Genomic DNA, 13,387 nt, shown 5'->3' on the forward strand with positions numbered 1-13,387 from the left:
TTTCTTTTTTAAAAGAAACTTTGCTAATTACTTTGCCTTAGGCACAGCAATTTTCATTTCTTCAGACTGTCGGAACAGTACTAAGACGTGACCGATAAGCTGTATTTTTTCAGCTTGGGTTTCACGTACGATGGCGTCGACGATTGCATTTTTAAGCTCTCTGTCACCAGAGGCTACTTTCACTTTGATCAATTCATGATGAGAGAGTGCACTATCAATTTCAGCCAGTACACCTTCAGTCAGGCCGTTGCCACCAAGCATCACTACAGGCTTTAAATTATGCGCTAAGCCCTTTAAGTGCTGTTTTTGTTTGGTTGTTAAGTTCATTTATACCAACTTTATGCTGAGTTACTGTTGAAAAGCCGCTATTCTACCCTTATATATGCTTTGTGTAACTCTCAATTGTTGCGGATTTTAAATGTCAGGTAAAAAACGAACCGCCAGCTCTTCACGCTGGATGCAAGAACATTTCGATGATCACTATGTCAAGCTAGCGCAAAAGCGCGGCTTTAGGTCGCGAGCGGCCTTTAAGATAGAGGAGATCCAAGAGAAAGATAAACTTATACGATCCGGCATGACCGTGGTCGACTTAGGCGCAGCACCTGGAGGATGGTCGCAAGTGGTTGTTAAACTCGCTGGCGACAAAGGTAAAGTTATCGCGTGCGATATTTTACCTATGGACCCGATTGTTGGGGTCGATTTCCTACAAGGTGATTTCCGCGAAGAGAACGTACTTGATGCGCTGCTGACGCGAGTTGGTGATGCTAAAGTGGATGTCGTATTATCTGATATGGCGCCAAACATGAGTGGTACTGGCGGGGTCGATCAACCTCGTGCTATGTATTTAGTCGAACTCGCATTAGATATGTGCCATCAAGTTTTGGCACCTAATGGCTGTTTTGCTGTTAAAGTCTTTCAGGGGGAGGGCTTTGACGAGTACATGAAATTAGTTAAACAAGCATTTAAAACCGTTAAAACACGTAAGCCAGATTCATCGCGAGCACGATCACGTGAGGTCTATCTTGTGGCGACGGGGTACAAGTTATAGTAATCTATCGTAAGTACTCTAACATTAGTTTTCGAAAGACTTTAAAAAGAGGTCGAGTAATTTGAGTGACATGGCTAAAAATTTAATTCTCTGGGTTGTCATCGCGGTTGTGTTGATGGCAGTGTTTCAGGGCTATTCCCCCTCTTCTTCTACCAAGCAGAAGATGGATTATTCTACCTTTTTAGACGATGTTCGTGACGGGCAGATTAATACTGTCGAAGTGAAAAGCGATCAACGTACGATTGAAGGAACAAAGCGTACTGGAGAGAAGTTCACCACTATTATGCCAATGCCAGATCTTGACTTGATCAATGATCTAGCCCGTAAAGGCATTATGATGAAAGGACAAGAAGCTGAAGAGTCGGGTTTCTTAACTCAAATCTTTATCTCTTGGTTCCCTATGCTGCTGCTTATCGGGGTATGGATTTTCTTCATGCGTCAGATGCAAGGCGGTGGTGGTAAAGGCGCAATGTCATTTGGTAAGAGTAAAGCCAAATTGATGAGCGAAGACCAAATTAAAACGACTTTTGCTGACGTTGCTGGTTGTGACGAAGCGAAAGAAGACGTTAAAGAATTGGTTGATTACTTAAAAGAGCCAACGCGTTTCCAAAAGTTAGGCGGACGAATTCCTACTGGTGTGTTACTTGTTGGCCCACCAGGTACCGGTAAGACGCTAATTGCTAAAGCCATTGCGGGTGAAGCTAAAGTGCCTTTCTTTACCATTTCAGGTTCAGACTTCGTTGAAATGTTTGTGGGTGTTGGTGCATCGCGAGTGCGTGACATGTTTGAGCAAGCTAAAAAGTCTGCTCCCTGCATTATCTTCATTGATGAAATTGATGCCGTAGGTCGCCAGCGTGGCGCAGGTGTTGGTGGTGGTCATGATGAGCGTGAGCAAACCTTGAACCAACTGCTGGTTGAAATGGATGGTTTTGAAGGCAACGAGGGTGTCATTGTTATCGCCGCGACTAACCGTCCAGACGTGTTAGATGCAGCGTTATTACGTCCTGGTCGTTTTGACCGTCAAGTTGTTGTGGGTCTGCCTGATGTTCGTGGTCGTGAGCAAATTCTTAAAGTCCATATGCGCAAAGTGCCATTGGCTGACGGTGTTAAGGCAAGTGTTATTGCTCGTGGTACTCCAGGTTTCTCTGGTGCAGACCTTGCTAACCTTGTCAACGAAGCGGCATTATTTGCAGCTCGTAACAGTCGCCGCGTCGTGGGCATGGAAGAGTTCGAAAGTGCTAAAGACAAGATCATGATGGGTGCAGAGCGCCGTACTATGGTGATGTCTGAAGCTGAAAAAGAGATGACCGCTTACCATGAAGCAGGTCATGCGATTGTCGGTTGTTTAGTGCCAGAGCATGATCCTGTGCATAAGGTGACTATTATTCCACGTGGTCGAGCGTTGGGTGTGACTTTCTTTTTGCCTGAAGCGGATGCTATTAGCCAAAGCAGACAGAAACTAGAAAGCCAGATTTCAGTTGCCTATGGTGGTCGTTTAGCCGAAGAGATTATCTACGGTAGCCAGAAAGTGTCTACGGGTGCTTCGCAGGATATTAAATATGCGACATCAATAGCACGTAATATGGTGACCCAGTGGGGCTTCTCTGACAAGTTAGGCCCAGTACTCTATGCTGAAGATGAGAATGAAGTCTTCCTTGGACGCAGCATGGGTAAGTCGCAGCATATGTCAGATGACACTGCGCGTATTATCGATGCTGAAGTTAAGCTGCTGATATCGTCTAACTACGATAGAGCGCAAGTGTATCTTACCGAGAATATGGACATCCTTCATGCGATGAAAGATGCGCTGATGAAGTATGAAACGATAGACTCGAATCAAATTGATGATTTGATGAAACGTCGTGAAGTGCGTTTACCTGCTGAATGGGAAAAAGATAAGCAGTCTAAGGATAATGACAGTAATGACGCTTCTTCTGAAAAGAAAGAAGATGTTAAGGATACTGAAGATAGTAAAACGGATGTAAGTGATGCAGACGAATCACCTGCTAAGTAATCTTTAGACAATTTTAGAAGACCCCTTTATGGGGTTTTCTTGTTTATGGAGCTTTATTTTGTCGATATTAACCAGTGGTGATAAAGCGTTAGATTTATCAACTGCCGTGATCATGGGGATCCTAAATGTCACCCCAGATTCTTTTTCTGACGGTGGAGAATTTGCTTCAATAGCGAGAGCCTGCGATCAAGCCGATACCATGGTCGCTCAAGGGGCGACCTTTATTGATATTGGTGGTGAGTCTACTCGTCCTGGCGCTAAGGATGTCTCTGAAACTGATGAGCTCGGCCGAGTTATTCCGCTGATAGAGTATGTCGCTAAAACTCATAATGTATGGATCTCAATCGATACTAGCAAGCCCGTGGTAATGAGAGCCGCTGTTGCTGCAGGTGCGCACCTTATTAATGATGTTCGGGCACTGCAAGAGCCTGGTGCATTAGTGGCGGCAGCTGAGCTTGGTGTCCCTGTTTGCCTAATGCATATGCAAGGTAAACCTCGAACCATGCAACAAGCACCTGTTTATGATGACGTTGTTAAGGATGTTGCTCAGTTTTTTGAGTGGCGTATTGAGGCTTGTCTTCAAGCGGGAGTCAAACGAGCGAATATTGTGCTCGATCCGGGATTTGGTTTTGGCAAGTCATTAGCGCATAATTACGAGATACTGCAGCGTTTAGCTGAATTGAGTACATTTGAGCTACCAATTTTGGCTGGGATGTCTCGCAAAAGCATGTTTGGACAACTACTTAATCGTGAAGTGTCACAAAGACTAAGTGCCTCTCTTGCTGCTAATATGTTGGCAGTACAGGCGGGCGCAAGTATTGTGCGAGTGCATGATGTACAAGAAACCGCTGACATGATGGCTGTGTTAAGTGCAACTAAAAATTACAAGGATTTAAGCTAAGCACTCGCTTAGCTTAAATAAAGTATGATTGGGTAGGATCTGGGCATTCCTTTCTACCCACCGTTATTAATTTTGGAGTTTTCGTGAAACAAAGACAATTTTTTGGTACTGACGGTATTCGCGGTAAAGTAGGTGCGGGTAAAATGACCCCTGAGTTAGCGCTTAAGCTGGGCTGGGCTGCAGGAAGAGTGTTATCCCGAACGGGCACGCATAAAGTTATTATAGGTAAAGACACCCGTATTTCTGGTTATCTATTTGAATCGGCGCTCGAAGCTGGGCTGTCAGCCGCAGGCCTTGATGTCATGCTGATAGGTCCAATGCCAACACCTGCCGTTGCTTATTTGACGCGAACATTCCGTGCAGAAGCTGGCATTGTGATCAGTGCATCACATAATCCTTATTATGATAATGGTATTAAGTTTTTCTATACCGATGGCAGCAAACTTGATGATGCGGTAGAACTCGAAATCGAAGCCGAATTGGAAAAGCCATTAACCTGCGTAGAGTCCCACCTTTTAGGCAAAGTTTCTCGTATAGATGACGCTGCGGGTCGTTATATTGAATATTGTAAAAGTCATTTCCCAGCAGAACAAACATTAAGTGGCTTAAAAATTGTTGTCGATTGTGCTCATGGCGCAACGTACCACATTGCCCCTAGTGTATTTAAAGAGCTCGGTGCTGAAGTAGTCGCTATTGGTGACAAGCCAAATGGTTTGAACATTAATGATAACGTGGGGGCAACCTCAACGGCTAAAATTTGCGAAACTGTGTTGGCAGAAAATGCCGACCTCGGTATTGCACTCGATGGTGACGGCGACCGGATCATGATGGTTAACCGCCATGGACGAGTGATTGATGGCGATGAAATTCTCTACATCTTGGCTTGTGATGCGCAAAAGCGTGGTGTACTGCGGGGTGGCGTTGTCGGAACATTGATGTCTAACTTAGGCTTAGATCTTGCTCTTCAAGCGCTCGATATTCCGTTTGTTCGTTCAAAAGTGGGCGACCGCTACGTAATGGAACTGCTCAAAGAGCATGATTGGCGTATCGGTGGTGAAAATTCTGGCCATATTTTGAACTTGGATCATGGCACAACAGGTGATGGTATTGTCGCGGGGATTTTGGTCCTTGCAGCTATGCGTCGTCAAAATGCTAACCTAGAGGACTTAACCGTCGGTATTACCATGCTGCCTCAAGTGTTGGTCAATGTGCGCTTTGAGGGTGCTGATGACCCATTAACCTCCGCTGAAGTGTTAGCCGCTAAAGTTGAAGTTGAACAAAAGCTTGGCGCTAGAGGTCGAGTATTATTGCGTAAATCAGGCACTGAACCTTTACTTCGAGTGATGGTTGAAGGTGATGATGAAAATGATGTGACCCAATTTGCTAATGATATTGCTGATGCAGTGCGCAACTTAGTATAAATGTTCAACTGAGTTTGAGCGCATAAACGTTGATAAAGCTGTTTAAAGGAGTTGCATTGTGAATATAACTCCTTGGTCGCATAAAAAGTATGCGTTCTCGCCTAGTTTATTAAAAATTACGCCTTTAGCTATTGTAACTTAACAAGCGGTTCGATATTATTCACGCCGCTTTCAGAGGAGACCGTGATGGCACTTAGACGTCCGATGGTTGCTGGTAATTGGAAAATGAATGGCAGTGCATCACTTGCACAAGAGCTATTCAAAAAATTCGCTACCAAGCTCCAAAATGATTCAGCTGAAGTGGTATTGTGTCCGCCTTCTATTTACTTAGAAAGTGTTCGACAGCTGCTAGATGAAAACAAAGAAGCCTTAAACGGTTGTCTTGTCAGAATGGGTTCGCAGAATGTCAGTCAACATGACTTCGGAGCTTATACTGGTGAAATATCTGGGCAGATGTTAAAAGATTCAGGATGTCGATATGTTATTATCGGACATTCAGAACGTCGCCGTATGTACGGAGAGACGAGTGACATCGTAGCAGAGAAATTTGCTGCCGCTCAAAAACATGGTTTGACGCCAATATTATGTGTTGGTGAGTCAGGTCCAGCTCGTGAAGCAAGAAGAACTTTTGAAGTGATTGCCGAAGAGTTAGATATTGTCATTGAAAAAAATGGCACCATGGCTTTTGACAACGCTATTATCGCCTATGAGCCGCTTTGGGCTGTAGGAACAGGTAAGAGTGCTACACCAGAGCAGGCACAAGAAGTTCATGCGTTTATTCGCAAACGCCTGTCTGAAGTTTCTCCCTTTATCGGAGAAAATATCAGGATTTTGTACGGTGGTAGCGTAACACCGAGTAATGCTGCGGATTTATTTGCGCAGCCTGATGTAGACGGTGGCTTGATTGGTGGTGTAAGCCTCAATGCTACTGAATTTCTCAGTCTATGTACGATAGCGATGAGCGCATAAATATGTATGAAGTTCTAATGGTTATATACTTGTTGGTTGCTTTAGGTCTAATCGGACTTATCTTAATCCAGCAAGGTAAAGGTGCTGATATGGGTGCCTCTTTTGGTGCTGGAGCATCAAATACTCTGTTTGGTTCATCAGGTTCTGGTAACTTCTTGACTCGTTCAACAGCTGTTTTAGCAATTGGTTTTTTTGCGCTAAGTTTAACCATTGGTAACTTAAGTGCAAATCACACTCAAGCTGAAGACGCTTGGAACGATTTAGGTAGCGATGCAGCACAAGCTGTTGAGCAAGTTCAGCAAGAAGCTGAAAAGTCAGAAGATAAAATCCCTGACTAACCCATAGATTTTTATGGGAACTATTAATCGGTTGATTAATAGAGATTGTTTAAATGACTATTAACCTCTCAACGTAGTCATTAGTAAAAACAATCGATGTATAAATTATGCGGATGTGGTGGAATTGGTAGACACGCCAGCTTGAGGGGCTGGTGAGCGCAAGCTCGTGGGGGTTCAAGTCCCCCCATCCGCACCAAATCTTTGATTTTGTTTAATGACCAAGTCAAAGATAATAAAGTGGTATATAAAGCGCTTTATTATTGCAAGTCGAGGTAATTCTCAATATACTTGCACAAGTTGTCGCGGGGTGGAGCAGTATGGTAGCTCGTCGGGCTCATAACCCGAAGGTCGTCGGTTCAAATCCGGCCCCCGCAACCAGCTTCCCAGTAAAGGATTTAGATCCTATACTGTTACAGGTTTCTGGATATATCAACCTCGTCATTACGGGGTTTTTTGTTATCTGGGAGTTACAAAACGGTCATGAAAGTGACTTTTTACTGGGGCTAATTAGGCCCTTTTTTGTTTTTCTGAGGGGTAACCTTGGCTACATTAGAACGCAAACTGGTAGAGATGCTCAAAGCGCCAGTTGAAGCATTAGGTCACGAGCTCTGGGGCTTGGAATATATTCAAGCAGGTAAGCACTCTATCTTGCGTCTATATATAGACAATGAAAAAGGTATTTTTGTTGATGACTGTGCCGATACCAGTCGTCAAGTTAGTGCTGTTATGGATGTTGAAGATCCAATTTCAACTGAGTACACGCTAGAAGTTTCTTCACCTGGTGTGGATAGACCATTGTTCACTGCTGAACAATATCTGCTCTATACCGGTGAAACTGTAAAAGTACAATTAACGATGCCTGTCGCAGGCGGTCGTAATTTGAAAGGTACCGTTATTGGCGTCGAGGGGCAAATGCTCACTCTGTCAGTAGAGGGTAATGAACTGATAGTTGCTTTGGATAACATCCGTAAAGGCAATTTAATCGCTAAGTTTTGATGAATTCAAGGTGAACGAGGCAAGAGAATGAATAAAGAGATCCTGCTAGTCGCTGAGGCTGTTTCGAATGAAAAAGGTGTACCACGCGAAAAGATTTTTGAAGCGTTGGAAGTTGCACTAGCCACAGCAACCAAGAAAAAATATGAAGGTGACATCGAAGTTCGTGTTGCTATTGATCGCAAAACTGGTGCCTATGAAACATTCCGTCGTTGGATGGTTGTTGAAGACACTGGCGAGCCATTAGAAAACCCTTTCCGTGAAATTACTCTCGAAGCGGCAGTATATGATGAACCTGAAATTGAGCTTGGCGGCTTTATTGAAGATGAAATCGATTCAGTTGCATTCGACCGCGTTACGACGCAAACGGCAAAGCAAGTTATCGTACAAAAAGTACGTGAAGCTGAACGTGCTCAGATTGTTGACCAATTTCGCGATCGCGAAGGTGAGTTAATTGTCGGTGTGGTTAAGAAAAGTAACCGCGAAAGTGTTGTTGTTGATTTGGGCGGTAATGCCGATGGCGTATTGTTCAAAGAAGACTTGCTGACTCGTGAATCTTTCCGACCAGGTGATCGTGTACGTGCATTGCTTTACTCTGTACGTCCAGAAGCGCGTGGCGCTCAGTTATTTCTAACTCGCACTAAGTCTGAAATGCTGATTGAGCTTTTCCGTGTTGAAGTACCTGAAATTGCCGATGAGATGATCGAAATCATGGGCGCAGCTCGTGATCCAGGTTCGCGTGCAAAGATTGCAGTAAAATCTAACGACCGTCGTATCGATCCTATCGGTGCGTGTGTTGGTATGCGTGGCGCACGTGTTCAAGCCGTTTCAAACGAGCTTGGCGGTGAACGTGTTGATATCGTTCTTTGGGACGATAACCCAGCGCAGTATGTTATTAACTGTATGGCACCTGCTGACGTGGCGTCAATCATCGTAGATGAAGACAACCACTCAATGGATATCGCTGTAGAGGCTGATAGCCTAGCGCAAGCAATTGGTCGTAATGGTCAGAATATTCGTCTAGCGACTCAACTGTCTGGTTGGGAACTAAACGTCATGACGGTTAATGACATGAAAGTTAAGCACCAAGCGGAAAGCGCTAAAGTGGTTAATTTACTGATTCAGGCGCTAGACGTTGATGAACAGTTTGCTCAAGTTCTGGCTGACGAAGGCTTTACCTCTTTAGAAGAGATTGCTTACGTACCAACATCAGAACTATTAGAAATAGATGGATTTGACGAAGATACCGTCGAGTCTTTAAGAGAACGTGCAAAAGCGGCGATCTCGACTCGCGCACTTGCGACTGAGGAAGCACTTGACGGTGTTTCACCAAGTGATGACCTTCTAGCGTTAGAAGGTTTGGATAAACACTCGGCATTCGTAATGGCAAGCAAAGGCGTAATCACGCTAGAAGATTTAGCCGAACAAGGCATTGATGATTTGATCGAAATTGTAGAATTAACAGAAGCAAAAGCAGGTGAGCTCATTATGGCTGCCCGTAATATCTGTTGGTTTGGCGAAGAAGCATAAGTCGATCAACAGAGGGGAATTTATACATGGCAGATACTACAGTAGACAAACTAGCCGCAGAAGTTGGGAAAAGCGCTGATCGACTCGTCGAACAGTTTTCTCAGGCTGGCATTAAGAAATCGACAAATGATACGGTTTCTGAATCTGAAAAACAGCAGTTGCTTGATTTTCTTAAGAAGCAACACGGTGGCGAAGCTGCACCAACTAAAATGACACTTCAACGTAAGTCAGTATCGACTTTGAGCGTTGCAGGCAGTGGCGGTCAATCAAAAGACGTTAAAGTAGAAGTGCGTAAAAAGCGTACTTTTGTTAAGCGTGATGAAGCGCAAGAAGCTGAGCTTGCTGCAGCAGCAAAAGCTGAAGAAGACGCTAAAGCTGCGACAGCAAAAGCTGAAACTGAAGCGAAGAACAAAGCTGACGAAGAAGCAAAAGCTGCGAAAGCGACTGCTAAAGTAGCAAAGAAAGAAGCTGCTCCAGCGCAAACTGCAGATGAAAAAGCCGCTACAGATGAAGCTGATAAGCTTCAAGCTGTTAAAGATGAAGTTGCTATCGCTAAGGCTGATGTTGAATCAGTTGCCGCGACAGAAGAAGCGCGTCGTCTTGCTGAAGAAAACGCTAAGCGTTGGGCTGATGAAGAAAAAGCACGTAAAGAAGCTGAAAAGACAGGTGATCACCATGTGACTACCTCGACTGAAGCACGTGCCGCTGAAGATACTGCCGATGCAAAAGCAGAAAAGAGTGGACGTCGTCCACGTAAACCTTCTGCAAATGCTGGTAACAATGCAGCTCCTAACGCTAACGCTAATGCTAATGCCGGTTCTGGTCGCCCAGGTGGTAAAGGTAAGCGCGGTAAAGATAACCGTCGCGATAGCCGTAATTCACGTAATTCACGTAATACGCGTAGCGTAGCACCTGAATCAATGGATCACGCGTTCAACAAGTCAGCTGTTGTTGTAAAGGCAGAAGTTAGCATCGGTGAAACAGTTTCAGTTTCTGAACTAGCTTCAAAGATGTCAATTAAAGCGACTGAAATCATTAAGCAGATGATGAAGATGGGCTCTATGGTTACTATTAACCAAGTCCTCGATCAAGAAACTGCCCAGCTTGTTGCCGAAGAGATGGGACATAAAGTTATCCTTACTCGCGAAAACGAGCTTGAGCATCAAGTACTTGCTGACCGTAATGGCGAAGTTAAACTTGAATCACGTGCTCCAGTGGTTACTATCATGGGTCACGTCGACCATGGTAAGACATCACTACTTGATTACATTCGTCGTGCAAAAGTAGCCTCTGGCGAAGCCGGTGGTATTACTCAGCATATTGGTGCTTACCACGTTGAAACTGACAACGGTATGATCACTTTCCTAGATACACCTGGTCACGCTGCGTTTACCGCAATGCGTGCACGTGGTGCTAAAGCGACTGATATCGTTATTCTAGTTGTTGCTGCAGATGATGGCGTTATGCCACAAACAATCGAAGCTATCCAGCATGCTAAAGCAGGTGGTGTACCACTGATTGTTGCCGTTAACAAAATGGATAAGCCAGAAGCTGATCCAGAGCGCGTTAAGTCTGAACTGTCTCAACATGGCGTAATGTCAGAAGATTGGGGCGGAAACAACATGTTTGTTCACGTTTCAGCTAAGAGCGGTGAAGGTATTGATGATCTTCTTGAAGGTATCCTTCTAGAATCTGAAGTACTAGAACTTAAAGCGGTTCGTGAAGGTATGGCTGCAGGTGTTGTTGTTGAATCTAAGCTTGATAAAGGCCGTGGTCCAGTTGCAACAGTACTTGTACAAGAAGGTACCTTGAAGCAGGGCGATATCGTTCTTTGTGGCCTTGAGTACGGTAAAGTCCGTGCTATGCGCGACGAAAACGGTAAAACAATCACTGAAGCGGGTCCGTCGATTCCGGTTGAGATCTTAGGTCTTTCGGGTGTGCCATCTGCTGGTGATGAAGCGACTGTTGTACGTGATGAGCGTAAAGCGCGTGAAGTTGCATTGTACCGTCAAGGTAAGTTCCGTGATATTAAGTTGGCTCGCCAGCAGAAGTCTAAGCTTGAAAACATGTTCGCCAATATGGTTGAAGGTGAAGTTGAAGAGTTGAACCTAGTGCTAAAAGCTGATGTTCAAGGTTCTCTTGAAGCGATTGCTGATTCACTGAACAAGCTTTCTACTGATGAAGTTAAAGTTAACATCATCGCTCGTGGCGTAGGTGGACTCACTGAAACAGATGCTACTCTAGCGGCAGCATCTAACGCTATTATGATCGGCTTTAACGTTCGTGCAGATGCACAAGCGCGTAAAGTGGTTGACAGCGAAAGTGTAGATCTTCGTTACTACAGCATCATCTATCAGTTGATTGATGAAGTTAGAGACGCGATGAGCGGCATGCTAGCGCCAGAATTTAGACAAGAAATTATTGGTCTTGCTCAAGTTCGTGACGTATTTAAGTCTCCTAAGATTGGCTCAATTGCGGGTTGTATGGTGACCGAAGGTACTATCAAGCGTAGCGCTCCAATCCGCGTTCTACGTGAGAACATTGTTATCTACGAAGGTGAGCTTGAATCTCTTCGTCGCTTTAAAGACGATGTTGCTGACGTTCGTAACGGCATGGAATGTGGTATCGGTGTGAAGAACTATAATGACGTCAGAGTTGGCGATCAGATTGAAGTCTTCGAAACCGTTGAGATAGCGCGTACTCTGTAACGCATCTTGTAACTTACTTATAGGGGCGGCGTTAGCCGCCCTTACTATTTAGGGCAAATATATCATGGCAAAAGAATTTAGTCGTACACGCCGCATAGCACAACAGCTACAACAAGAGTTGGCGCAGGTGCTACAGCGTGACATGAAAGACCCTCGTATCGGTTTTGTCACCGTTAATGATGTCGATGTTTCACGTGACTTAAGCTATGCAAAAGTTTACGTGACTTTCTTTGAAGAAGACGAAAGTCTTGTGAAACAGAAGGTGCAGGCATTAGATGATGCTGCGGGTTATATCCGCTCGCTTGTCGCTGGCCGCATGAAATTGCGTGTGATGCCTGAACTGCGTTTTATCTATGACAGTTCACTGGTTGAAGGTATGCGTATGTCAAACCTTGTTAGCCGCGTGATCAGTAATGATGCAGCTAAGCAGCAAGAGCACGGCACTGAAGAAGATATTGAGCAAGACAGCAACAAGGCTGAGGACGACAAGTAATGGGTCGTCGTTCTCGTGGCCGTCACGTTGATGGCGTGTTACTGCTAGACAAAGATACTGGCATGAGCTCAAATTTTGCTTTGCAAAGAGTAAAGCGCTTTTTTGATGCAAACAAGGCTGGCCATACTGGGGCGCTTGATCCATTAGCGACTGGCATGCTGCCTATCTGTTTAGGTGAAGCGACTAAGTTTTCCCAGCACCTACTCGATGCTGATAAACGTTACTTAGTCACGGCTAAGCTTGGAGAGCGCACTGATACTAGCGATTCCGACGGTGAAGTGGTTCAGACCCGAGAAATGGATTTTACTCAAGCGCAGTTAGATACTGCTCTTGAATATTTTCGCGGCAAAACCATGCAAGTTCCTTCAATGTTCTCAGCGCTTAAATATAAAGGGCAACCTTTGTATAAGTATGCCCGTGAAGGCATTGAGGTTCCGCGTGAAGCGCGTCAGATCAATGTGTTTGAGCTTAACTTTATTAGCCTAGAAGGCAATGAGTTAACCCTGGATATACATTGTTCTAAAGGGACTTACATCCGTACGATTACCGATGATTTAGGTGAAATGCTGGGTTGTGGTGCACATGTCATTATGCTGCGTCGTACTCAAGTTGCGGGTTACCCATACGATAATATGGTGTCACTAGCACAGCTCGAAGCGCTTGTTACTCAGGTTGAAGAGGAGTCTCTAACCTTAGCAGAGGTATTGGATCCTCTTCTATTGCCGATGGATACAGCTGTGAGTGGCTTTAAAGAGATTAACGTCTCTGATGACATGGCACCATTCTTAATGAATGGTAACCCAATACAGATTGCTAATTTGCCCGTTGATGAGCTTGTGCGGATCACTTTAGGTGATGAACGTAAGTTTGTGGGTGTAGGTCAAATGAATGATGATGGCCTGCTTGCGCCTAAGCGCCTTATCGTTTTGAGAACTGAATCTGACGAATAGCCTTGTTTTATCGTGCGGTAGG

Annotated in this window: 12 protein-coding genes and 2 tRNA genes; 13 read left to right on the forward strand and 1 reads right to left on the reverse strand. The window is 44.7% G+C overall.

Annotation, left to right across the window (positions count from 1 at the left end):
- Nucleotides 1-27: 27 nt before the first annotated feature.
- On the reverse strand, nt 28-327 hold the full coding sequence (yhbY, locus tag L2729_RS09985) for a ribosome assembly RNA-binding protein YhbY (RefSeq protein WP_101089990.1): 300 nt from the start codon (nt 325-327) through the stop codon (nt 28-30).
- A gap of 91 nt (nt 328-418) precedes the next feature.
- Here yhbY and rlmE point away from each other — a divergent pair, with 91 nt between their 5' ends.
- The 13 genes from rlmE to truB all read left to right on the forward strand — a co-directional run bounded on the left by rlmE (nt 419) and on the right by truB (nt 13,365).
- A complete protein-coding gene (rlmE, locus tag L2729_RS09990) occupies nt 419-1,048 on the forward strand; it encodes a 23S rRNA (uridine(2552)-2'-O)-methyltransferase RlmE (protein ID WP_248988127.1) in 630 nt (209 codons plus the stop codon).
- 61 nt (nt 1,049-1,109) lie between these two features.
- Nucleotides 1,110-3,062 carry an ATP-dependent zinc metalloprotease FtsH gene (ftsH, locus tag L2729_RS09995; protein ID WP_283104198.1) on the forward strand — a complete coding sequence of 651 codons (1,953 nt, stop codon included), beginning with the start codon at nt 1,110-1,112 and terminating at the stop codon, nt 3,060-3,062.
- Nucleotides 3,063-3,090: 28 nt separating this feature from the next.
- Entirely contained in the window at nt 3,091-3,963 is an 873-nt protein-coding gene (gene folP / locus L2729_RS10000) for a dihydropteroate synthase (RefSeq protein ID WP_428848236.1), read from the forward strand.
- A gap of 83 nt (nt 3,964-4,046) precedes the next feature.
- Entirely contained in the window at nt 4,047-5,384 is a 1,338-nt protein-coding gene (glmM, locus tag L2729_RS10005; RefSeq protein ID WP_248988130.1) for a phosphoglucosamine mutase, read from the forward strand.
- Between the two features lie 186 nt (nt 5,385-5,570).
- Nucleotides 5,571-6,353: a triose-phosphate isomerase gene (gene tpiA / locus L2729_RS10010; RefSeq protein ID WP_248988131.1), complete on the forward strand. Its 783-nt coding sequence runs from the start codon at nt 5,571-5,573 to the stop codon at nt 6,351-6,353.
- Between the two features lie 2 nt (nt 6,354-6,355).
- A complete protein-coding gene (gene secG, locus L2729_RS10015) occupies nt 6,356-6,691 on the forward strand; it encodes a preprotein translocase subunit SecG (RefSeq protein WP_248988132.1) in 336 nt (111 codons plus the stop codon).
- A 109-nt stretch (nt 6,692-6,800) separates the two neighbouring features.
- Nucleotides 6,801-6,887 (forward strand) — tRNA-Leu (locus tag L2729_RS10020).
- A gap of 105 nt (nt 6,888-6,992) precedes the next feature.
- Nucleotides 6,993-7,069, forward strand: a tRNA-Met gene (locus L2729_RS10025).
- A gap of 162 nt (nt 7,070-7,231) precedes the next feature.
- The gene (rimP, locus tag L2729_RS10030) at nt 7,232-7,687 is read left to right on the forward strand and encodes a ribosome maturation factor RimP (RefSeq protein WP_101089997.1); all 456 of its coding nucleotides are present in this window, start codon (nt 7,232-7,234) and stop codon (nt 7,685-7,687) included.
- 27 nt (nt 7,688-7,714) lie between these two features.
- The gene (gene nusA / locus L2729_RS10035) at nt 7,715-9,214 is read left to right on the forward strand and encodes a transcription termination factor NusA (protein WP_101089998.1); all 1,500 of its coding nucleotides are present in this window, start codon (nt 7,715-7,717) and stop codon (nt 9,212-9,214) included.
- A 26-nt stretch (nt 9,215-9,240) separates the two neighbouring features.
- Nucleotides 9,241-11,922 carry a translation initiation factor IF-2 gene (gene infB / locus L2729_RS10040; RefSeq protein ID WP_248988133.1) on the forward strand — a complete coding sequence of 894 codons (2,682 nt, stop codon included), beginning with the start codon at nt 9,241-9,243 and terminating at the stop codon, nt 11,920-11,922.
- Between the two features lie 64 nt (nt 11,923-11,986).
- Complete coding sequence (rbfA, locus tag L2729_RS10045; protein ID WP_248988134.1) at nt 11,987-12,415, forward strand: 30S ribosome-binding factor RbfA; 429 nt, start codon at nt 11,987-11,989, stop codon at nt 12,413-12,415.
- The gene (gene truB / locus L2729_RS10050; RefSeq protein ID WP_101090001.1) at nt 12,415-13,365 is read left to right on the forward strand and encodes a tRNA pseudouridine(55) synthase TruB; all 951 of its coding nucleotides are present in this window, start codon (nt 12,415-12,417) and stop codon (nt 13,363-13,365) included. Before rbfA ends, truB begins: the two co-directional genes overlap by 1 nt.
- The last annotated feature ends 22 nt before the right edge of the window (nt 13,366-13,387 follow it).

It is taken from the genome of Shewanella gelidimarina, from assembly GCF_023283945.1.
Lineage (GTDB): Bacteria > Pseudomonadota > Gammaproteobacteria > Enterobacterales > Shewanellaceae > Shewanella > Shewanella gelidimarina.